This is a genomic window from Brevundimonas sp. EAKA (genome assembly GCF_000698025.1).
In the GTDB taxonomy this organism is placed as follows: domain Bacteria; phylum Pseudomonadota; class Alphaproteobacteria; order Caulobacterales; family Caulobacteraceae; genus Brevundimonas; species Brevundimonas mediterranea_A.
In genome coordinates this window covers 10,830-30,202 of the sequence record NZ_JMQR01000031.1, presented here as the reverse complement: position 1 = coordinate 30,202, position 19,373 = coordinate 10,830, and the positions used below count along the sequence as shown (strand labels likewise).

Below are 19,373 nucleotides of genomic sequence, written 5' to 3'. Positions count from 1 at the left end.
AACGGTTTCCCAATGCGTTTGATTAGACACCGCCGCCCTCCTGAGCCTTGCTTGTGAAGCTAGGGAACGCGTCCTCGACATTCAAACGCGCGTGCATAACTCACGGCCGTAGCTTGACGTGGTCTCCTAGGCGGGCACACGTCGAAGCCGTAGCGTTTACATCATCACCCGGCCGCTGTCCGTGTAGCCCAAGGGCTTCGGCTTGACGTCGGCGACCCGGTCCAGGAGCGCTTTGCGGATGCTGCCGGTCGGAGCGCGGGAGGTCTGCAGCCAGACTCCGTTCTCACGTCCCTGCCAGCCAGAGGCGAACGCGTCGCCGGCGAGAATCCGGCGTTGTAGGCGCGGATGTGACGCTCCGCGGCTTCGGCGGCTCGACCGCCACGTGCACCGTCAACTCCCCGAAGCCGATATCCCGGACGCATGCGATCGGCGGGAGGCCGTCTAACGCGAACCGGTAGATCGCTTCGTCGCCGTCCCAGCGGTTGTCCTTGGCCGACAGGCAGAACACAGCCGCTCGAGGCTGGCGTTGATCCCCGCCACCATCATGTTCCGCCAAGCAGCCAGCTTCTTCGGGCCGCGCAGACTGCCAGCCAGTCCGCTTCGCTCCCGACGCACGGGCGCCGACGCGATATTGATGAAGGCGTTCGGACCATCTCCGTCGCGCTTCACGGCGAAGTCGAGGTGCAGGGCGGCCGCAATGAAGAGCCCGTTCGCTACATAGGGGATGACGCGCGGTGCCCAAAACGGTGGCCCCCTCTACTGTTATGCTGCCGGTTGCGACAGACAACCTTCGCAATCTTCTCTTGTCTTGGCAGATCGCTGTGCCCTGAATGCATTTGGGAACGTCGTCTCAAGGGCGCTTTCTATGGTCCCCTATTGCTCGAGATGAGCTTCGGGCCGCAGGGCCGGAATCGGCGAATGCGACTTAGCCCTCGTCGGCGCCGGTCGGCTCTGACGCTTGGCCGTGATTTCAGGCCCTACTTGCCCGCTGCGGGACGAGCAGGACATCGCCGGGTGCGGTCTCAAGGATGCGTTTGGCCGTGCCTCCAAGGCGTCGGTCCAAGACCCCCTTTCCGCTATGTGCGGCGACAACCACGAGATCTACGCCCTGGTCCTGCATGTAGGCGTGGATCAGCATCTCAGGCGGCCCATGCTCGACAAGCATCTTGATACCGCCGCGCTGTTCATCGCTCAAGGCAGCCTGACCGACGAACGCTTCGCTGGCCCTGAGTGTCTCCGCGCGCCAGTCCTCCCGGAATTCTCCCTTGTCCAGAAAGCCTGCGAACGGCACCTGCCAGCCATGCAGCAGAGTGAGGCGCGCAAAGGAGAAGTAGCGGGCCGCTGTCGAAAGCGCATTGGCCGCATAGGCGGAGAAATCGGTCCCGACCAGCACCTCCTCGTAGATGCGCGGCCGGGTCTTGGCGATCAGAATGGGGACTTCCACCTGCGGTGCCAGACGATCAACCGTGGATCCGAGAAGGTAGCGGCCGAAGGTTTCATCGCGGGCGATCCCGGTGACAATGAGATCGGCATGCTCGCTCTTTGCCACATCCAGGATAGCGGCCACAGGCTCCCCGTCGGCCACCCTCACTTCGATAGGATGTCCGCACCCTTGCAGGTCCCGTCGCAGTTGCAATTCGACAGCGCTCGTGCGGCCAGGCGGGCGGCGCCAGGTCGGCGCCTCGACAGCCGACTCGCGCGCGGCCGGCTCAGGTTCGACCACGGTCACCAAGACCAGCCGCGCATTCCACCGCCGAGCCAATTGTAGCGATCGGTCCAGTGCGCGATCGCACCGACTGCTCAGGTCCGTCGCGAGCAGCACTGTTTTGGGATATTCGCTTGTCATGAGGCGCTCGAACATTGGCGATGAGCCCGCGCCACCACCCGCGGCGACCGAACTAGGGAAGGGGACGGGCCAGGAACTCTGTGAGCCCGGCGTTTCAGCGCCGACGGCGCCTATCGTTCCCGGAACCCGCCGCCCGCCACTGTAGACGGCCCATCGCGTTCAGGCGAGGTTCGTGCTGCAAGATTTCTGCTTGCGCAGTTTAAAGCACACGATCAGCGGCCCCTACGACGTTCGATGAGGCGCGAAACGGTTTGCAGACGACTCAGCGCCAGATCCAGGCGGCTGCGGCCGTGTAGAACGGGATGCCGATGGTGAGGTTGAAAGGGAAGGTCAGGGCCAGCGAGGCGGTAACGAACACGCCGGTGTCCGCCTTCGGAGCCGCGAGCCGCATGGCGGCGGGCACCGCGATGTAGGAGGCGGATCCCGCGAGGATGGTCAGCAGGGCGGCGTTGCCGACCTCAAGGCCCGCGAGGCGCGACAAACCGAGCGCAGCGCTGGCCGAAACCAGCGGAAAGCCAACGGCGAACGCGACCACGCCGGCGCTCAGCTTGCGACCGCCTTCCATCAGCCGGCGTGCGGCGATCAGCCCAATGTCGAGGAGGAAGAAGCACAGGGCACCCTGGAACAACGGTCCCACGAACACCTCCAGCCGGATCATGCCGGCCTGGCCGGAAACCAGTCCGACGATGAAGCTGCCCAGCAGCATGACGGTGGCGGCGCCGACAAACACTTCCTTGAGGACGGTCCGACGCCGCCCCGGCTCACCCCTGCTGGCTCCGTTGAGCAGCAACAGAGCCGTAAGGATGGCGGGCGTCTCCATCAGCGCCAGAACCGCCGCCATATAGCCGCCGGAGGTCAGGCCGACGGCGGCCAGATGCTGCTGGCCGGCGGCGAAGGTGACGACCGACACCGAGCCGTAGGTCGCCGCCGTCGCACAGATCGTCGCCCGGTCAAGCCGCCGCAGCCGCTTCAGGACGATAAAGGCCAGCAGCGGCATCAGAGCGCTCAGGGCGACGCCGATGGCGGCGGCGATGAGGAAGTCCTCGTTCAGGCCCGCGTCCCGCGCCTCGACCCCGCCTTTGAAGCCGATTGCGAGCATCAGATAGAGCGATAGCGCCTTGGTTACGGGTTCGGGGATCGCCAGATCCGAGCGGGCGAAGGCGGCGGCCGCGCCGATGAAGAAGAACAGGATCGCCGGGGAGGTCAGAAGCGCCAGACTGGCGGAGAGATCGGGCATGCGACAACGGGTCCTTGGAAAGGTCGCCCGCTGTGACCTCGACCGTGTCGTCAATCCAGTTTATTGCTGTGATGGCCTTTATAACGGATGTTAATGACGTGGCGGAGCGGCTGGTCAATCTGGACATCGACCTGCTTCGCGCCTTCGTCACCGTCGTCGAGACGGGCAGCTTTACTCGGGCCGCGGCCTTGCTGGGGAGAACGCAGCCGGCGGTCAGCCTGCAGATCCGTCGACTGGAAGATCAGCTGCGGTCCCCGGTGTTCGATCGCGGCGGCAAGGGCGTCAGCCTGACCACCGAGGGCGCCGCACTGCTGCCTCAGGCCCGCAGGCTGTTGCGGCTCAACGACGAGATCGTCTCGACGCTGGGCGAGGGCGATCTCGCCGGGGAGGTTCGCTTCGGCGCACCCGAGGACATCGCCACAATGCACCTCTCCGGTATTCTGGGCGCGTTCACGCGCAGCCACCCCCGCATCAAGCTGTCGGTGACTTGCGACTACACCGCCAATCTCCTCGACCGGATGTCCCGCGGCGCGCTCGATCTCGCCCTGATCAAGAGGGAGCCCGTCGGGCCTGAACTTGGCGTCCGGGTCTGGAGCGAACCTCTGGTTTGGGTGGCGCTGGACGCCTCGATCCTGGAGCTGTCCCCCCTTCCCCTGATCGTGGCGCCCGCACCCGACATCTATCGCAAGCGAGCTCTAGGCGCGCTGGAGGCGGCGGGCGTCGTCTTTCGGGCCTCGTTCACATCGCCGAGCCTCTCCGGGCAGATGGCCGCGCTTCGCGCCGGTCTCGGGGTCGGCGTTCTCCCCGCCGCCATGGCGGCGCGGGACCTAGTCGTCCTCGGCGAACCGTTGCCGCCGCTCAGCGACAGTGAAATCGCCCTTGTTTCGGCGCGCGGCATGGGCGGACCCGCCGGGCTGCTTGCTCAGGAGGTCCTGCGCGCGCTGGAGCGCGGGCCGACTCACGCATGACGAATGCTTATAGGGTTCATCATAAAATCTGATTGGCGTTATGGCGCACTCTCCGATTATCTGACTGTGCGGCCCGGGCCCCTCTGACGATCATGGTGATCGTGATGTCGGACCGCATCGGGTGCGCTCGATGACGGGGTCCGGCGGTGCTTCCCCTTCACCGAACCGATGGCCTCGTCGCCGAGCGCTCCGTTGCTGAGAAGGAGAGGCTCATGACTACGGTGTTGGTCCATCGGCTACGAGGACATCACGCGCTTCTGGAAATGGCGCTGGAGGAGGAGCGGTCGCGGGCGATGCCCGACGACCGCAGGCTCGCGGGCATCAAGAAGAAGAAGCTGGCCATCAAGGACCGGCTGACCGCGTTCGTCGGCGCCTCGGCCGCCGGCCCCAGCCTCCTCCCCCCAAACAGCGCCGCCTTCCGGCGCAGAGAAGAGTGATATGCCCCGTTCCGACCCTAGCGTGCGCAGACGCGCCTCCGTTCAGCACGACGACGTGTGGACCGCCGGCGACGTGATCCAGATGGACGCCGTCGTCGCCGCGTGCGCCTTGGTCGCCCAGGCCGACGGCTGGGTGACGCCCGATGAACGCAAGCGAATGGTCGACCGAATGCGCGAATCGGCCAGCATCCGCTTCTTCGGCCTGCACGAGGTCCTTGTGGGCTTCGAAGCCCTGAACATGCGGTTCGACCAGGATCTGGACGACGGCGAGGCGGTGGCCGAGGCGGCGATCGCACAACTCCGCGGCCAGCCGGGCCCATCGCGTCTGCTGATCGAGACCGCTTGTTCGGTCGCCGAAGCGGACGGAGGTTTCGACGCCGAGGAGCGCGCCGCGCTGCTGCGGATGTGTGAGCTGCTCGACCTCGATCCGGCGCGGTTCGACCTCATTTCGGGCGAGGGAGGGCGACGATGAGGGTCGGTCCGTCCTTAGTCCCGATCGCCTACGCCCGGGCGGTGCAGCTCTCGCAGATGACCTGCCGGGTCGCCGCGCACCGCAGCGGCCCGACTGATCGACCTGTCGCGCCGCCTGACGCCGTGACGGGCGAAACCTTCATCCGCCGGCCCAGCCGGCACACTTTCGACATCCGCGTCTGATCGCGGGACCGAACTGGACTTCTGCTTTATGGATTTTCTAGCCTACGACATCCTGACCAAGCCGGTCTGGATGTGGTTGACGTTTTTGACACTCGTCCTCGTTCTGCTCGTTCTCGATCTCGGCGTCCTGCACAAGAAGCATCGCGAAATCGGAGTGCGCGAAAGCCTGCTGATGTCGCTTGGCTATCTGACGCTCGGCGTTGGTTTCGGCGGCTGGGTCTGGTTCAGCCTCGGCCAGCAGCCGGCGATCGAATATCTGACCGGCTTCGTTGTCGAAAAGTCGCTGGCGATGGACAACGTCTTCGTCATCGCCATGATTTTCGGCTACTTCGCCATCCCCCAGAAATACCAGCACCGAGTGCTCTTCTGGGGCATCCTGGGCGTCATCGTCCTGCGAGCCATCATGATCGCCGGCGGAGCCGCGCTCGTGTCCGAGTTCGGCTGGGTGCTCTACATCTTCGCCGCCTTCCTGATCCTGACCGGGATCAAGATGATCGCCATGGCCGACAAGACCCACGACATCGGCGACAACCCGCTGCTTCGGTTCCTCAAGCGGCGGCTGCGCGTCACCGATGACCTGCACGGCGAGCGGTTCTTCGTGAAACTGCCCGATCCGAAGACGGGCCGGCTGGCGACCTTCGTCACGCCGGTCTTCCTGGCGCTGATCATGATCGAGATCGCCGACGTCATCTTCGCCGTCGATTCCGTGCCGGCCATCTTCGCCATCACGACCGATCCGTACATCATCTACACGTCCAATATCTTCGCCATCCTCGGCCTCAGGGCGCTGTATTTCGCGCTGGCCGCCATCATCCACCGCTTCGCCTATCTGAAGCAGGCCCTGGCGATCCTGCTCATCTTCATCGGCTCGAAGATCTTCGTCGCGGACCTGGTGGGTTGGGAGAAATTCCCGGCCGCCATCTCACTGGGCGTGACCTTCGCCATTCTCGCTGCGGGAATTTTCTGGTCCCTTTGGCGGACCCGGTCCACCGACACCGACGCGGCCGCGCCATGACGATCTCTCCGGATGATCCGTTGATGGCTGGCTATCGGCGCTTCCGCTCAACGGTCTGGCCGCTCGAGGCACAGCGCTACGCCCAGCTCGCCCGAAGGCGTCAACGACCCTCGACGGCGGTGATCGCGTGCTCGGATTCCAGGATCGACCCCCAGACCATCTTCGACGCCGAGCCCGGCGACCTTTTCGTAATCCGCAACGTGGCGGGCCTGGTTCCGGAGTATGCGCCTGACGGGGGCTGCCACGGCACCAGCGCCGCCCTGGAGTTCGCGGTCAAGATACTGAAGGTCCGGCGCATCGTCGTACTCGGGCACGCCGTGTGCGATGGCGTTCACGCCATGATCCATGGCCCCCTCCGCAACGCCCAGGACTTTCTGGGACCGTGGATGGATATCGCCGAGCCGGTGATGTGGCCCATGCCGGAGCAGGGCGCCGGCGACGCCTTTGAGGCGGCGATCGAGGACGCGGTCCTTCGGCATTCGCGGGCCAATCTGCGGACCTTTCCCTGGATACGGGACGCCGAGAAGTCCGGGCATCTGACACTCTCGGTCTGGCGCTTCAACATCGCCACCGGCGAGCTCCAGACACTCTGACCGGTTATCGGCTGGAGTTATCGACCACATGAGCACAACTCATTGGCCATCGCACGACGCGGCAGCCAGTGTGCCTGTGCGGCCCGGGCCCCTCTGACGATCATGGTGATTGTGATGTCGGACCGCATCGGGTGCGCTCGATGCCGGGGTCATTCCTTCCAGTATCCCCAGGTCCCGGCCGAGAGCGCACCCTTTCAGGGAGGATAGGCTCGATGGCGACCCGTTCAAAACGCAAGGTCAGACGTTACAGCACCATTCTCGCGCTGGGTCTGATGACCGCCTTCTCGGCGCTGGTCCGCATCCTGCGCTCGGCCCGTTCAAGGACCCGCGCACGATGAAAGCCCGGCGTGGCGCTTCCTCCCACCGAAAAATCCATCTGGAGACACCCCGATGAACGAGTTCAACACCACGCTGCGCGACCGTCGAGCCGTCCAGCCTGACATGGCGGTCGATGCCGGCCTGCGGGCCTTCATGCTGGGGGTCTACAACAAGATGGCACTTGGCCTCCTGGTCTCCGCAGGTCTGGCCTGGGCGACCGCCTCGGTCGCGCCGGTGCGCGACGCCCTCTTCATTGTCGCCGACGGTCGCCTGACCGGCTATACGCCGCTGGGTCTTATCCTGGCCTTCGCCCCGATGGCGGTTTTGCTTGGCTCGGCCTTCCTGGTCCGAAGCGCTTCGCCCCGTACAGCCAGTCTCCTCTACTGGTCGGTGGTGGCGCTTATCGGCGCGTCGTTCGGGGCGCTGGCCTTGCGCTACACGGGCCGGAGTCTGGCCTCCACCTTCCTGATCACCGCCACCGCCTTCGGCGCGCTCAGCCTCTACGGCTATACTACAAGACGCGACCTCAGCGGGCTGGGGACATTCCTGATCATGGGCGTGGTCGGCCTTCTGATCGCCAGCGTGTTCAATCTGTTTCTGCAGTCCTCAATGCTGATGCTAGTGATCAGCAGCATCGGCGTCCTGATCTTCGCCGGCTTGACCGCCTTCGACACCCAGCGGCTGAAATTGACCTACCACCAGCTCGGCGGCGATGCCGCAGCTATGGGCTCGGCGACGAGTTTCGGCGCGCTCAACCTATATCTGAATTTCGTGAACCTGTTCCAGTTCCTGCTTGTCCTTCTGGGTCAGCGTCGCTAAACGGCTGCCCTCTTTCAATCGTCGGAGATCACGCATGCCCCTGCTGCTTTGCCCCAACGACAACGCCTCCATGACCACGGTCAGCCGTGCCGGCGTTGAGTTCGACATGTGTCCGACCTGCCGGGGCGTCTGGCTGGATCGTGGCGAACTGGAGAAATTGATTGATGCCGGAGACGGCCAGGGCGGTCCTCCACGTTCGGCTGCGCCCCACCCAATGGCTGCGCCTGGACGCGACTACCGACGTGACCGTGACGATGACTACGATCGCGACGATGGCTACCGCAAAAAGAAGCGCCGCGACATCTTCGATATCTTCGACTGAGGGAGACCGTTCGGGACCGGTTTGCGCTGGGTGAGCACAGCGGCAGATTCTAGCGCCGCCTCAGGCTTGTGGTTGGAAGCCTGCCTGTCCGAGACAGGCTGGCACCTGCTTCTCGGTCGGTCGTTCGTGCTTTATGGCCTCGACGAAAGGTTCCACAGGCGAAACATTAAGGGTTCGCCTCGTGGGAAGATGACGCTACCAGTCCGTCCATGCCTGTCGTCGCCGCCCATCTCTACGCCCACGGAAAAAGGGTCCGTTCCGTCTCGATCGACGAACGGATCGACTACCCTGGAGACAAGTCTCAGTTCGTCTGGATCGGACTGCTGGATCCGACCGCCGACGAGCTCCGCATCCTGCAGGAAGGGTATGGGTTGCATCCTCTCGCGGTCGAGGACGCCGCCAAGGGAGATCAACTGCCCAAGCTCGATGTTTACAGCGACCAGCTTTTCATTGTCGCGAGGCCTGCGGCGCTTGAGGATGGGCAGATCCGGTATGGCGAGACCTCGATCTTCGTAGGGCATAGCCACATCATAAGCGTCCGGCGCACCTCGCTGCGGGGCTACACTGCGCTTCGGCAACAACTGGAAGCGGCACCCGCCCTGCTGAAGCACGGTGTGGACTACGTCCTTCACGCGATCCTGGACTACATCGTCGACGGCTATCTTCCTCTCGGCGAGGCCTTGGAAGAGGAAGTGCTGGGGATGGAACAGCGCACCCTGGATCACTTCCTGACACGCAGCGAGATCAACCGGATATTCGAGATCAGGCGCCAGCTCATCCGCTTCCAACGGGTGCTCGCGCCCACCGCAGACGTCGTCGCCAAGCTGACGCGCCTAGATCTCCCGTCAATCGATCTCGAGACGCGCCCCTACTTCAGCGATGTCCTGGACCATGTCCGCCGCGTGCAGGCAATGGTCGATGGATTGCGAGAGGTGCTCTCGTCGGTGTTCGAGTTCAGCAACCTGTTGGAGCAGCAGCGAACAGGCGTCATTACGCGCCAACTGGCGGCCTGGGCTGCGATTTTAGCGGTGCCTACCGCAGTCGCGGGCATCTACGGCATGAATTTCGACTACATGCCCGAGTTGAAAAGCGTTTGGGGATATCCGGCAGTGCTCCTCGTCAACGCCGTCATCTGTACAGGCCTCTTCGTGCGCTTCAAGCGCGCGCACTGGATCTGACTTCGACAGCTCGGAAGTGGGTGGGGTTGGCACGTTGCCGCTCACCGGGGCTCCCCCAGGACGACTCGACTCTTTCCACGTTCGAGGACCGATGGACGGTTTGTGGCCCGTCCCATCTGAGCAACGGCGAACTCTCGGCCGCCGACGCTAGCCGCCGCTCGACCAATCGCGGAAATACGAGTTGGCCGAACAGGATTCGAGACGGTTCGCGGCACTGCTCGCCAGCGCAGTCGCGACTGTTGGCAGGTCCCTGCAACGCTTCTTACCGTCATTGCAGGGTAGTTTCGGAGGGGGATGGCGATCAGCAGCGGAGCGTAGCTTGGCCTTGATCTGACTTGGAGCGACCCTCTCATAACGACGGTTCTGCCCGCGTCGCTTTCGATCGGTGCGCTGCTTCTCACCGCGCGGCAGACGCCGGCAGCCGCAACCGGGTAATCAGCCCGCAGTCGCGAGGCAGTGTCGCGGCAGCTCCGCGCTATACCGTGCGGATATACAGCTCGATCTCTACAGCCTGGAAGTCTCGGACCTCCTTCGCCTCCTGTTGATAGCGCCGAAGATCCACCACGGTCGGCAAGGGCTCGCCGCGCAGGTGGCCGTCGGTGCCTGCACCCGGTTCAAAGCACACACCCGGCGCGCCCATCCCGTAAGTCTGGGCGGGAAGATCGTGACCCAGACGCCGGTGATCTTCACGACCCGACCTCGCGCTGTCCGGGTGCTGACGCCCCAACATAAGCCGTGTTTCTAAGCGAAGACGCGATAGATTTGCCAAGCCGCGAGGCACAGGACGAGCAGCCCTACGGCGATGGTCATGTGGCGCGGCGGAGCCACCCGCGCCACCAATCCGGTGAACGGCGCGGCGGCGATCCCCCCGACCACAAGGCCGGCCACCTCCACGAGGTAGGTCTCGAGGTCGAGCGGCAGGGCGCCCCGGAGCAGCGCCACCAGGAAGGTCGCCGAAATCGCGCTGGTCAGGAAGAACTCCGCGGCGCTCACCGTTCCGATGACGCGGCGCGGCGCGTGACCTCCGCTCATGAGCGTTGACGCCACAATCGGGCCCCAGCCGCCGCCCCATGAATCCAAGAATCCGCCGGCGGCCCCTAGGGGAATGGCCCACTTTGCCTTTGGATTGTGAAGCTGGACCTTCCTGAAGGCGCGGACAAGAAGATAGACGCCAACGACCGAAAGGTAGGTTGCAAGCAACGGGCCGATCAGATACTTCGGCGCTGCGGTGAGCACGTAGGCTCCCAGGACACCCCCCGCCACGCCCGCGGGCGCCAGTCGAAGGAGCAGACGACGGTCGATGTTCTTGTGCGCCGCGTGGCTGGTCGCAGCGGTCGCCGTCGTGAAAACCTCGGCGGCGTGGACGACAGCCGAGGCCGCGGCAGGGGGAACGCCCAGCGCCGACAGAACCGCGATGCAGACTACGCCGTAGGCCATCCCCAACGCGCCGTCGATCAGCTGGGCAAAGAAGCCGACGCCGCAGAATATCCAGAACATTTGTGAGGTGAGGACGTCGGCCAGCATTCCTATAACGAGCCTTTAGCGAGATGGGGTCGAAAAGCCGACCGATACCGATGCAGTGTAGCACTGGGTCACCATGGGGCGACGACAGCCGCTGCGAAGAGCGTGGCACCCAACAGGACGAGCAGAAGAGCGCCGAAGCTCCAGGTCTGAGTGGCGCGTTCGGCGCGATCGGCAATCTCGACGCTCTTGTCGCTCCGGCGCGCCCAGGCCTCACCAGGCGACGCTCGTTGCGCTGAACGCCCCGCCCATGAGGGCTTCAACCGCTCCAGGAGCACCAGCACGTCGCCCGGAGGAATCAAGGGCTTGCCGCTGGGATGAATCAACCGCCCGATGATGAGTGCGACGGCGGCCCCGATCAGCACGGGCCAGAGGCTGGCGAGCAGGGCTTTGCCGCTAATGCTGTGGCCTAGCCAAGCGGCGGCAGGCGGCCAAAGCCAGACAAAACTGGTTGATGCTGCGACCGCGGTTGCCCAGGGCAGATGGGTGCCGGGCGCCTCTGCGCCGTCCTGCTTCAGCATCAGCGAGACGAACCTGACCATCAACAACGTTGTCCCCAGGCTGCTGAGGGAGAGGAAGAGGTCGATCCACCCCGGTCCGACATCGAGTGCTTTCAGGGCTCCTTTCGCGATCGCCCCGCTGGTGAATGGTGCGCCGGCGAGGGCGATCGCCGGCAGAACCAGCCCAACGATGCGGAGTTTCCAGCGCCAGCCTGTGAAGGCTTTCGGGCGCGCGGCCGCACCGAGGAACAGCGCCGCCTTCGCGAACCCATGGTGTAAAGCGAAGACAAGCGTCGCGGCCACCGCCGCATCTGATGCGCTGGCGTCCGTGGCGAGCGCAACACCGACGGCGATCAGGCCCATCTGGCTGATGCTGGAGTAGGCCAGCACCGTCTTTGGATTGGTCTGCAGAACCCCGACGGCCACACCGTAGATCGCCGTCGCACATCCAAGCAACACCAGGAGGTCGCTGGCGGCGCCGAGTCCCTCCGGCGGCATGAAGCGCAGCGCGCCCAGGAGGCCGACCTTGATCATGGCCCCGCTCAAGACGGCGCTCGCTGGCGCGGGGGCGGCCGGATGGGCGAGGGGCAGCCAGAAGTGCGTCGGAACCAGCCCGGCTTTTACTGCAAAGGCCAGGCCCACGAGCGCCAGGCCCAGAGGCGGCGGCTGAAAGCTTGCACCGAAATCCGTCCCCGTCTCAGCAGCCGAGAGCACCGCGCCGCCGAAGAGCGCCAACTCGCCCACGACGACAAGAACAAGGTAAACTCGTGCCGCTCTCATTGAGGCGGGTTCCCGATCGTGGGCAACGAGGCCGTAGGCGGAGAAGCTCATCAGCGCGAAGAAGGCGTAGAAGGTCACGACATCGCCGGCCAGCGCCACGCCGAAATTTCCGGCCATGGCGAGCAGAAAGACGACCGCGTAGCTCTGGCGCCGTTCTTTTCGCCGAAGGTAGAAGAAGCTGTGCCATGCCGCGACCGCGTACAGAACCGCAAAAAGCGTCAGGAAGGTGCGACCGAGCGCGTCTAATGTCAGCCGCGAGTCTAGCATGATCCAGGGCAGGTTCACGGTCGTCTCGGGACACGCCAACGCGACTGCGAGCGCCGGAGCTGGCGCAGCAAGGCAGAGAGCCGGCAGCCACCGCCGGAACGTCCGGAATGCGCCTAGCGCCGCCAGCGTGAGTGGGGTCAGGATGGACGCCAGGATCAGCCAAGCTTCGCCCGTCACCGGATCAGTCCTTCTGGAAACCGCGGGATCTCCCCCGTGGCGATCAGGCGTGCCCAGCTTAGCGGACTGAACGGTGCATTGGCGAACAGTCCCACACCGATGACCAGCGCGGCGGTCACTAAAGGCGGCGCCAGCAGGGTCCACTTGATCTCGAGGCGTCCGCTCGCCGCTACCATCGTCGCCGCCGTCGGAACCTTGAACCAGGCGCGGTGAAGGATTGGCAAGAGATAGAGCGCGTTGAGGCCGCTGCTGGCGAGCAGGATGAGCACCACCCAAGCACTTTGGTCGTCAATGCCGCCTGCGGCGAGGTACCACTTGCTAACGAAGCCGGCGAGCGGCGGTACGCCAATCATGGCCAGCGAAGCGATCGTGAAGGCCGCCATCGTCCAGGGAAGGCGGCGGCCGATTCCATCGAGTTCGCTCACCTTATGTAGGTGGACCGCCTCAGCGATGTTGCCCGCGCACATGAAGAGCGTGATCTTCATCAGGCCTTGATGCACGAGATGCATCAGGGCGCCGATCAGGGCCAAGGGACTGAAGAGCGCGGCACCCAGCACGATGTAAGACACCTGGCTCACGGTCGAATAGGCCAGCCGACGTTTCAGATCGTCTTGGCGAAGAGCCTGCAATGAGCCGTAGATGATGGTGAAGGCCGCGAGCCCGGCCAGCGGCAGCGCCAGTCCGAGCTTGACCGTCAAGGCGATACCGAACACCTCATCGACAACACGGATGATTCCAAAGGCGCCAGCCTTGACCACGGCAACGGCGTGCAGGAGCGCGCTCACCGGAGCCGGCGCCACCATCGCCTGGGGCAGCCACCCGTGAGCCGGAAAGAGCGCCGCCTTAACGCCCAAACCCGCCACCAGCAGCGCGAAAATGGCGATGAGTGTGATGTGATCGACTGAGGCCAGGGCCGGGTTTCCGGCGGTGACGAAGTCGAGGGAGCCCGCTGCCGATCCTAGCCAAACTGTTCCGACGAGCAGCAGCACGCCCCCGGTTACAGTGTAGGCGAGATAGATCCGCCCGCCACGCAACGCCTCGGGAGTCTGGCGATGAACGACAAGGGGGTAGGTCGCCAGCGTCAGCAGTTCGTAGAAGACTAGGAAAGTAAACAGATTGCCGGCAAGGGCGATCCCCGTCGTGGCCGCCACGCAGAGGCTGAAGAACCCGAAGAACCGGCTGCGATGCGGGCCATCCTCAAGGTAGCCGATCGCGTAGATTGTCGTGAGCAGCCACAACCCGGCGGAGAGCGACAGGAAGAGCAGAGCCAGCGCATCGACTTGGAGCACGAGGTCGAAGCCAGCCGCCATCGGCCAGCGCCACGCATACCGGGCGCCCTCGAAGGCGACCTGCCAAGCCAGATAGCCGACGAGCCCCAACTTCAGCACGGCGGCGCAGAGATTGATCGTCGTCCTGAGCACGACGCGCCGCTCGGCGGTCGCGAAGATCAGCGGCGCCGCGATCAGCGAGATGCTGAGCACGACTAACGGTAACCAGGCGCCGCTCACTGCGCAGTCCCCACAATGCCGACCAGTTCCACAGGCCACGCCCCCAGCAGGCCGATGCCGACGGCCGCAACGGCAAGTAGGAGTGGCGTCAGGGAGAATCGCCATGATGCTGCGTCGCCGACCACCTGTGGGTGGGCGGCAGCCTGCCCTTCGGGCGCGAAGAATCGCGCGAGGACCCGGGCCATGGCCGCAGCCGACAAAAGAGTTCCGCAGAGCACGATGACGGTCCACACGGTAAGACCGTGCGAGAGGGTGGATTCCAGCAATAGCCACTTGCCGATGAATCCTCCGCTCGGCGGCAAGCCAACCAAACTGACCGCTGCGAGCGCGAACGTGACCTTCACCGCGCCCGGCAGTTCAGGCTTGGAAAGACTGGAGACTTGGTCGTCGCCGAGGGTGCGCTGAACTTGCTCACAGGCCAGAAAGAGTGCGGACTTCGCAAACGCGTGAGCCACCGCCAGATAGGCGAAGGCTGCAAGAGCCTCCCGGCCATCCGCCCACAATGGAAAGCACATGAACAGGTAGCCAACCTGCGCCACGGTCGAGTACGCCACCACCAGCTTAAGACGCTTGGCGATGAGGGCTTGAACACCACCCCAAAGGACAGCGCAGGCGCCGAGCACGCCAAGGACCGTCGCGATGGCTTCGCCGCCGACTCCAGCGGGCTGGTAGAGGTCCAGCCAGAGCCGCACGGCCATGTAAAGGCTCGCCTTTACGACAAGCGCCGATAGCAAGGCGCTGACTGGCGATGTGGCGTTGCCGTGGGCCGGCGGAAGCCAGCCGTGAAGGGGAAAGAGCGCCGATTTCATCGCCAGGGCCGCGAGCATGGCGACCATGGCGAACTGGGTGGCGGGCGCAGGTACCATAACGGCGCGCAAGCCGCCGAGGTCGAGGACCCCGTATTGGGCGAACAGCAGAGTGACGCCTAGCAGGTAGACGAGCGAGGCAATGATCCCCACAAGCAAGTACCGAATGGCGGCCTTGAAGGCCTCGGCCTTACCTGAGAGCGCCGCCAGGCCAGCCGCCGAGAGGCCAATGATCTCCAGCGTGACATAGAGGTTGAAGATGTCCGCCGAGAGGTAGAGCGCGTTCAGCCCCGCCAGGAGCAGCAGCCAGAGCGGCCAGAAACCCCAGGCTGCAACGCCGGCCTCGGCGACAGGTTTTGTCTGTCTGCCAGTCAAGGCTGCGTGAACGGCGACGCTCGCGCCAACCAGGTTCGTCATGCCGATCAGGACGGCCGACAAGCCATCAGCGGCAATCCGGATACCGAGCGGCGCGCTCCACCCCCCTACCGCGAGATCGTAAGGCCCTGCTGTCGCGATGAGCCAGACCAGAGCGACCGCCGCCGCCGCCGTCGTAACGCTCGCCGCGACCCCAATTGCCCGGGCGCGGTCCGGCAGTACGAACGCCGCGGCGCCGCCGGCAAGGGGAGTCAGGATGGCAACGGCCGCCCAGTCGACACCGGCAAGTAGGGCGCTGACGCTGTCAGACATCCTCAAGCCTTGCGCCGGCGGCATGCATCCGCCCCGCGAGGGCCAACGCAAGCCCGGTGGCGCTTACCGCAACGATGATGCCGGTCAGCACCAATCCGTGAGGCGTAGGATCGGGCGTTGCGCCTTCGCCGCGAAACCCAAGCGCGACCAGGATCAAGAAGATCCCGGTGCCGAACGCGTTTGCGGCGACGATGCGCCGGAGGAGATCGCGCGCCAGGACCAGTGGGTAGATCGACAGCGCCAATACGGCTGCGCCGAGGAGGGCGTACCCTAACGAAACCGTCATGCGCGCACCTCTCGAGGCGGGGGCCGGCCACCCTGGAAGAGAACCAGGAAGGTGTAGGCTACGGATAGGGTGAGCGCCGCTTCGATGACCAAGATCAGATCTTTGGCGCGGTGGGGCGGGTACTGAAGCAGCGTGGCCTCAGACATCGCCGTCGCGGCGGCGACGCCCAAGAAAACCAGCAGTGCTGCTGCGATGGTGGCGCGCAGCCGGAGCGTATCCATCTGGCCGGGTGCCCGCGGCAGACCGGCGACGAGCAACAGCAGAAGCGCGCCCGACAGGACTGCGCCGGCTTGGAAGGCGCCGCCGGGCGCAAAGGCCCCCAGCCACAAGAGATAGCCTGCCACGATGCAGAGCAAGGGAACGAGCGGCCGCAGCAGCGCCAGATACAAGGGATCGTCAGGCGGCAGCTGGGGTGTTTCGGAGCTGCGGCCCAGACACCATACGGCCGCTGTCGCGATCAGGAGAACCGCCATCTCCAGCAAGGTGTCATAGGCTCGGAAGTTCAGCAGCACGGCGGTCACAGGGTTGGTCACGCCGCTCTCAGGCAAACGGGCCTCGACGACACGCTCCAGCCCAGGCCGTGCCTTCCAGTCCAACGAGATCAACGCCCAGGCCAGCGCGCCGAAGACGGCGACCGAAAGCCCCGCCACCAAACCCCGAATGATCCAGGGTCGGCTTGGTTCAAGCAGAGGCGACGGCACGCTTGCCTGAGCCCGCAGTATCAACGCGCCGGTGAGCGCAGCGCCGACTGCGGCTTCCGCCAGCGCCACGTCAGGTGCGCCCAATCGCATCCAGATCAGGGCCACCACGCCGCCGAAGCCGATGAACAGCATGGTCATGCGCGCGCGGCTGCCGCTCCACAGCATGGCGGCCACCAGCCCCAGAACAACAGTTCCGAGGACGAAATCGAGAAGCAGGAGAGGCGTCACTTCGGCTTCTCCAGGTCAGAGGCGTGCGTCTGGTCTGCGAGCAGGTAGCCGCAGGTCGCGCTCGTGAGCATGACCACCAGCCAGATCAAAAGAACCTTCAGCGCACCCCACCCATTGTCGGCGAAGGTTGCGGCTCCCAAGGCGATGAGACCAAGCCCAAGGTTGTCAGCTTTGGTGAGCGCGTGAAGCCGCGTCAATACATCCGGGAAGCGTAGTAGCCCTGCCGCCCCGCCGACGAAGAAAAAGCAGCCTGCGGCGAACAGTGAAGTCGCCAGGATTTCGGCCCAGTTCATGCGCTATCGCTCTCGGTGGATCTCGTCCGCAGCCGCATGCTTGCGATGAAAACGGCTGCGGTGGGCGAGGCGAGTACCGCGAAAACCAACGCGATGTCCCACAGACGCGGCCGATCGAGCGCGACGCCGAGCAGGAGGGCGAGCGCCGTGAGGCTTGTGCCCAACAGCTGCAGCCCCAGCATCCGATCCGCTGTCGTCGGACCGCGGCCCACGCGCATCAAGGCGACGGCGGTGACGAGTATCAGGAGGGCTGCGAAGATCGTCGCCACCGTCGACATCATGGGCGATCATCCTCCAGGCTGAACAGTCGCGCGACCCGATTCTCCAAGTCCATGATCTGCTCTTGAGAGTGAGCATCGATGTCGATGACGTGCATACGCATCTCTTCACCCTGGACATCGGCGCTGAGGGTTCCGGGCAAGAGCGTCAAGGTTTCGAGAAAGACCGCACGCGGAAGGCCCTGCGGCAGGCTCATACAATAGGACACGAAGCCGGGTTGAACCCGGCCGCGCGGTCCCAAGGCGCGCCGCGCAACGTCCCACCCCCCGATGACGGCCTGCCACAGGAAATAGACGATGAATTCAAGCAGTCCACGCGCGGACACGCGGCTTCTCGCCGCCGCGGGAAGGTGGCGAGACAGGGCCACCCCGATCAGCGCGGCAGGCACGCCGACAATCAGGCTTGCGAGGTCGCCCTCATTGAGCAACAGCCAGAGCGCTAAACCGCTGCCGAGAACAGCTGCATACTCCAGGGCGCGAGGAGCGCTCAGGCCTGGTCGCATTATGTGAGGAGTACGCGTCACAAACCTCCAATCACCGGGTGAGCGTCCCTGGTCGCCGTGGATCATTTCGGCCAGATCCACCATACATAGGCCAAGTAGCCGGCAATCAGGCACACACCTTCGAGACGGCTGAGCCGTCGACCGGACCAAAGCAGCAGGAGGAGCAGGAGGGAGACGCCGACCATCACCCAGCTGTCGAAACCGGCGATCTGCGCCGGGACGGCGGTCGGCGCGATAAGGGCCGTGACCCCGCCGATGCCAAGGACGTTGTAGATGTTCGAGCCGAGCACATTGCCGATTGCGACATCCCCCTGCTTGCGCAGGGCCGCGATCGTCGATGTCGCCAGTTCCGGCATCGAGGTGCCGGCCGCCACGATAGTCAGCCCTATGACTGTTTCGCTCACCCCGAGCAGACGGGCCAGCTCAACCGACGCTGTCACAAAGTTGCTTGCGCCCAACACAAGCAGGGCCAGGCCGCCGAGGCACAGGCCCAGCGGCAGCCCCCAACCCCAAGCTTTCGGCTTGGCCGCCGCCCCCGGCCGCAAGCCCGGATCAAGTTGTTCGAGCGCCTCGGCCTTGTCGAAAATCGCGGTGTGCTCGCTTCCACCGCGCGGCACGCGGCGCTCCTGTCGCCACGCGCGGACCAGATAAACGGTCAACAGCACAAGCAGACCGGCTGCCACGAAGCGATCTAAAGTCCAGATCACACCGACGAGCGCCAGTAACAATGCTGTGCCGATCACCCAAGAGCCGTCCCGGCGCAGAGCAGTCGATGACACCGCTATGGGGCAGATCAGAGCCGATGCGCCGAGTATGATGAGAACGTTGAATATGTTGGAGCCGACGATATTGCCAACCGCGATGCCGGGAGAGTTCAGCAGAGCGGCCTCAACGCTGGTGACCAGTTCGGGGGTGGACGTGCCGAACCCTACGATCGTCAGGCCGATGAGCAGCGAAGACACGCCCATGCCTTCGGCGAGGCGGACGGCGCCGCGGACCAGCAATTCCGCTCCCGCGATCAGCAACGCGAGACCGCCAATCAGCGGGATCCAAATCTCCATATCCTCGCTCCGGTTTGGTTGCGTTGGCGCTCAGATCCCGGCGGGTCTGCCAGCAGCCTTACGGGGCCACGGCTGGCGTGGCCGCTTTCGTCTTGATCAGAAGTATACGACCCCGCCCCCAGCAATGCCGCAGTTACCGACAGTAAAACCACCACGGGGGACTTCTCCCAGCCCACGGCCTCCGCCACGACAACCTTGGCGCCAATTGAGAGCAGGAGCAAGGCCAGTCGCGCTCTTGGCGGCTCCCACGCATGCCAACGGCGACGTGCAACTCTGGACGGCGGTAAGCGCGACGGGGCCGGCGAAAGGGGAGCTGGCGCTGTGGGTCGAAGGACAGCTCCGCGCCGGTACCGGTATCAGCAGTGTGACCCAGAGAAACTTTCGTGGGTC

The 19,373-nt window shown here is 64.8% G+C and carries 23 protein-coding genes; 10 read left to right on the top strand and 13 right to left on the bottom strand.

What is annotated here, in order from left to right; translation table 11 throughout:
* Positions 1–970: 970 nt before the first annotated feature.
* Complete coding sequence (locus ER13_RS06665; RefSeq protein WP_052004942.1) at positions 971–1,861, bottom strand: universal stress protein; 891 nt, start codon at positions 1,859–1,861, stop codon at positions 971–973.
* Between the two features lie 247 nt (positions 1,862–2,108).
* Positions 2,109–3,083: a sodium-dependent bicarbonate transport family permease gene (locus ER13_RS06660; RefSeq protein ID WP_035307745.1), complete on the bottom strand. Its 975-nt coding sequence runs from the start codon at positions 3,081–3,083 to the stop codon at positions 2,109–2,111.
* 32 nt (positions 3,084–3,115) lie between these two features.
* Between ER13_RS06660 and ER13_RS06655 the strand changes: the two genes are divergently transcribed.
* The 10 genes from ER13_RS06655 (at position 3,116) to ER13_RS06615 (ending at position 9,387) form a co-directional block, all read left to right on the top strand.
* Positions 3,116–4,051, top strand: a complete 936-nt coding sequence (locus ER13_RS06655) for a LysR substrate-binding domain-containing protein (protein ID WP_231492493.1) — start codon at positions 3,116–3,118, stop codon at positions 4,049–4,051.
* 212 nt (positions 4,052–4,263) lie between these two features.
* On the top strand, positions 4,264–4,488 hold the full coding sequence (locus ER13_RS06650) for a YdcH family protein (protein WP_035307744.1): 225 nt from the start codon (positions 4,264–4,266) through the stop codon (positions 4,486–4,488).
* Between the two features lies 1 nt (position 4,489).
* Complete coding sequence (locus ER13_RS06645) at positions 4,490–4,960, top strand: tellurite resistance TerB family protein (protein ID WP_035307743.1); 471 nt, start codon at positions 4,490–4,492, stop codon at positions 4,958–4,960.
* The gene (locus tag ER13_RS06640; protein ID WP_035307742.1) at positions 4,957–5,142 is read left to right on the top strand and encodes a hypothetical protein; all 186 of its coding nucleotides are present in this window, start codon (positions 4,957–4,959) and stop codon (positions 5,140–5,142) included. Before ER13_RS06645 ends, ER13_RS06640 begins: the two co-directional genes overlap by 4 nt.
* A 28-nt stretch (positions 5,143–5,170) precedes the next feature.
* Positions 5,171–6,157: a TerC family protein gene (locus tag ER13_RS06635; protein ID WP_035307741.1), complete on the top strand. Its 987-nt coding sequence runs from the start codon at positions 5,171–5,173 to the stop codon at positions 6,155–6,157.
* Positions 6,154–6,750, top strand: coding sequence for a carbonic anhydrase (locus tag ER13_RS06630; protein WP_035307740.1), 597 nt, complete (start codon positions 6,154–6,156; stop codon positions 6,748–6,750). The genes ER13_RS06635 and ER13_RS06630 overlap by 4 nt, the downstream gene beginning before the upstream one ends.
* A 212-nt stretch (positions 6,751–6,962) precedes the next feature.
* A complete protein-coding gene (locus tag ER13_RS19185) occupies positions 6,963–7,088 on the top strand; it encodes a hypothetical protein (protein ID WP_255347086.1) in 126 nt (41 codons plus the stop codon).
* A 52-nt stretch (positions 7,089–7,140) separates the two neighbouring features.
* Complete coding sequence (locus tag ER13_RS06625) at positions 7,141–7,887, top strand: Bax inhibitor-1/YccA family protein (protein WP_052004940.1); 747 nt, start codon at positions 7,141–7,143, stop codon at positions 7,885–7,887.
* A gap of 34 nt (positions 7,888–7,921) precedes the next feature.
* On the top strand, positions 7,922–8,209 hold the full coding sequence (locus ER13_RS06620) for a zf-TFIIB domain-containing protein (protein ID WP_035307739.1): 288 nt from the start codon (positions 7,922–7,924) through the stop codon (positions 8,207–8,209).
* A gap of 209 nt (positions 8,210–8,418) precedes the next feature.
* Positions 8,419–9,387, top strand: a complete 969-nt coding sequence (locus ER13_RS06615; RefSeq protein ID WP_035307738.1) for a magnesium and cobalt transport protein CorA — start codon at positions 8,419–8,421, stop codon at positions 9,385–9,387.
* 475 nt (positions 9,388–9,862) lie between these two features.
* On the opposite strand, the gene ER13_RS18360 is transcribed toward ER13_RS06615, so the two are convergent.
* The 11 genes from ER13_RS18360 to ER13_RS06560 all read right to left on the bottom strand — a co-directional run bounded on the left by ER13_RS18360 (position 9,863) and on the right by ER13_RS06560 (position 18,983).
* On the bottom strand, positions 9,863–10,027 hold the full coding sequence (locus ER13_RS18360) for a hypothetical protein (protein ID WP_155988119.1): 165 nt from the start codon (positions 10,025–10,027) through the stop codon (positions 9,863–9,865).
* Between the two features lie 101 nt (positions 10,028–10,128).
* On the bottom strand, positions 10,129–10,911 hold the full coding sequence (locus tag ER13_RS06605) for a sulfite exporter TauE/SafE family protein (protein WP_035307735.1): 783 nt from the start codon (positions 10,909–10,911) through the stop codon (positions 10,129–10,131).
* Between the two features lie 68 nt (positions 10,912–10,979).
* Complete coding sequence (locus ER13_RS06600) at positions 10,980–12,632, bottom strand: complex I subunit 5 family protein (RefSeq protein ID WP_052004938.1); 1,653 nt, start codon at positions 12,630–12,632, stop codon at positions 10,980–10,982.
* Positions 12,629–14,140 carry a complex I subunit 5 family protein gene (locus tag ER13_RS06595; protein ID WP_035307734.1) on the bottom strand — a complete coding sequence of 504 codons (1,512 nt, stop codon included), beginning with the start codon at positions 14,138–14,140 and terminating at the stop codon, positions 12,629–12,631. Before ER13_RS06595 ends, ER13_RS06600 begins: the two co-directional genes overlap by 4 nt.
* Positions 14,137–15,633, bottom strand: a complete 1,497-nt coding sequence (locus ER13_RS06590) for a complex I subunit 5 family protein (protein ID WP_035307733.1) — start codon at positions 15,631–15,633, stop codon at positions 14,137–14,139. The genes ER13_RS06595 and ER13_RS06590 overlap by 4 nt, the downstream gene beginning before the upstream one ends.
* A complete protein-coding gene (locus ER13_RS06585; protein WP_035307732.1) occupies positions 15,626–15,919 on the bottom strand; it encodes an NADH-quinone oxidoreductase subunit K in 294 nt (97 codons plus the stop codon). The genes ER13_RS06590 and ER13_RS06585 overlap by 8 nt, the downstream gene beginning before the upstream one ends.
* Positions 15,916–16,848, bottom strand: coding sequence for a Na(+)/H(+) antiporter subunit B (locus ER13_RS06580; RefSeq protein WP_035307731.1), 933 nt, complete (start codon positions 16,846–16,848; stop codon positions 15,916–15,918). The genes ER13_RS06585 and ER13_RS06580 overlap by 4 nt, the downstream gene beginning before the upstream one ends.
* Positions 16,845–17,141, bottom strand: coding sequence for a monovalent cation/H(+) antiporter subunit G (locus ER13_RS06575; RefSeq protein WP_035307730.1), 297 nt, complete (start codon positions 17,139–17,141; stop codon positions 16,845–16,847). Before ER13_RS06575 ends, ER13_RS06580 begins: the two co-directional genes overlap by 4 nt.
* Positions 17,138–17,422 (bottom strand): monovalent cation/H+ antiporter complex subunit F, encoded by a 285-nt coding sequence (locus tag ER13_RS06570; RefSeq protein WP_081836156.1) that lies wholly within the window; start codon positions 17,420–17,422, stop codon positions 17,138–17,140. The genes ER13_RS06575 and ER13_RS06570 overlap by 4 nt, the downstream gene beginning before the upstream one ends.
* Entirely contained in the window at positions 17,419–18,006 is a 588-nt protein-coding gene (locus tag ER13_RS17695; RefSeq protein ID WP_081836155.1) for a Na+/H+ antiporter subunit E, read from the bottom strand. Before ER13_RS17695 ends, ER13_RS06570 begins: the two co-directional genes overlap by 4 nt.
* Positions 17,985–18,983 carry a calcium/sodium antiporter gene (locus tag ER13_RS06560; protein WP_035307729.1) on the bottom strand — a complete coding sequence of 333 codons (999 nt, stop codon included), beginning with the start codon at positions 18,981–18,983 and terminating at the stop codon, positions 17,985–17,987. The genes ER13_RS17695 and ER13_RS06560 overlap by 22 nt, the downstream gene beginning before the upstream one ends.
* Positions 18,984–19,373: the final 390 nt, after the last annotated feature.

Excerpts from the sequence above, each read along its gene's own strand:
- ER13_RS06665 (WP_052004942.1), bottom strand. The coding sequence starts at position 1,861 with ATGTTCGAGCGCCTCATGACAAGCGAATATCCCAAAACAGTGCTGCTC.
- ER13_RS06660 (WP_035307745.1), bottom strand. The coding sequence starts at position 3,083 with ATGCCCGATCTCTCCGCCAGTCTGGCGCTTCTGACCTCCCCGGCGATC.
- ER13_RS06650 (WP_035307744.1), top strand. The coding sequence starts at position 4,264 with ATGACTACGGTGTTGGTCCATCGGCTACGAGGACATCACGCGCTTCTG.
- ER13_RS06645 (WP_035307743.1), top strand. The coding sequence starts at position 4,490 with ATGCCCCGTTCCGACCCTAGCGTGCGCAGACGCGCCTCCGTTCAGCAC.
- ER13_RS06640 (WP_035307742.1), top strand. The coding sequence starts at position 4,957 with ATGAGGGTCGGTCCGTCCTTAGTCCCGATCGCCTACGCCCGGGCGGTG.
- ER13_RS06635 (WP_035307741.1), top strand. The coding sequence starts at position 5,171 with ATGGATTTTCTAGCCTACGACATCCTGACCAAGCCGGTCTGGATGTGG.
- ER13_RS06630 (WP_035307740.1), top strand. The coding sequence starts at position 6,154 with ATGACGATCTCTCCGGATGATCCGTTGATGGCTGGCTATCGGCGCTTC.
- ER13_RS19185 (WP_255347086.1), top strand. The coding sequence starts at position 6,963 with ATGGCGACCCGTTCAAAACGCAAGGTCAGACGTTACAGCACCATTCTC.
- ER13_RS06625 (WP_052004940.1), top strand. The coding sequence starts at position 7,141 with ATGAACGAGTTCAACACCACGCTGCGCGACCGTCGAGCCGTCCAGCCT.
- ER13_RS06620 (WP_035307739.1), top strand. The coding sequence starts at position 7,922 with ATGCCCCTGCTGCTTTGCCCCAACGACAACGCCTCCATGACCACGGTC.
- ER13_RS06615 (WP_035307738.1), top strand. The coding sequence starts at position 8,419 with ATGCCTGTCGTCGCCGCCCATCTCTACGCCCACGGAAAAAGGGTCCGT.
- ER13_RS18360 (WP_155988119.1), bottom strand. The coding sequence starts at position 10,027 with ATGGGCGCGCCGGGTGTGTGCTTTGAACCGGGTGCAGGCACCGACGGC.
- ER13_RS06605 (WP_035307735.1), bottom strand. The coding sequence starts at position 10,911 with ATGCTGGCCGACGTCCTCACCTCACAAATGTTCTGGATATTCTGCGGC.
- ER13_RS06590 (WP_035307733.1), bottom strand. The coding sequence starts at position 15,633 with ATGTCTGACAGCGTCAGCGCCCTACTTGCCGGTGTCGACTGGGCGGCC.
- ER13_RS06585 (WP_035307732.1), bottom strand. The coding sequence starts at position 15,919 with ATGACGGTTTCGTTAGGGTACGCCCTCCTCGGCGCAGCCGTATTGGCG.
- ER13_RS06575 (WP_035307730.1), bottom strand. The coding sequence starts at position 17,141 with ATGAACTGGGCCGAAATCCTGGCGACTTCACTGTTCGCCGCAGGCTGC.
- ER13_RS06570 (WP_081836156.1), bottom strand. The coding sequence starts at position 17,422 with ATGATGTCGACGGTGGCGACGATCTTCGCAGCCCTCCTGATACTCGTC.
- ER13_RS17695 (WP_081836155.1), bottom strand. The coding sequence starts at position 18,006 with ATGGTGGATCTGGCCGAAATGATCCACGGCGACCAGGGACGCTCACCC.
- ER13_RS06560 (WP_035307729.1), bottom strand. The coding sequence starts at position 18,983 with ATGGAGATTTGGATCCCGCTGATTGGCGGTCTCGCGTTGCTGATCGCG.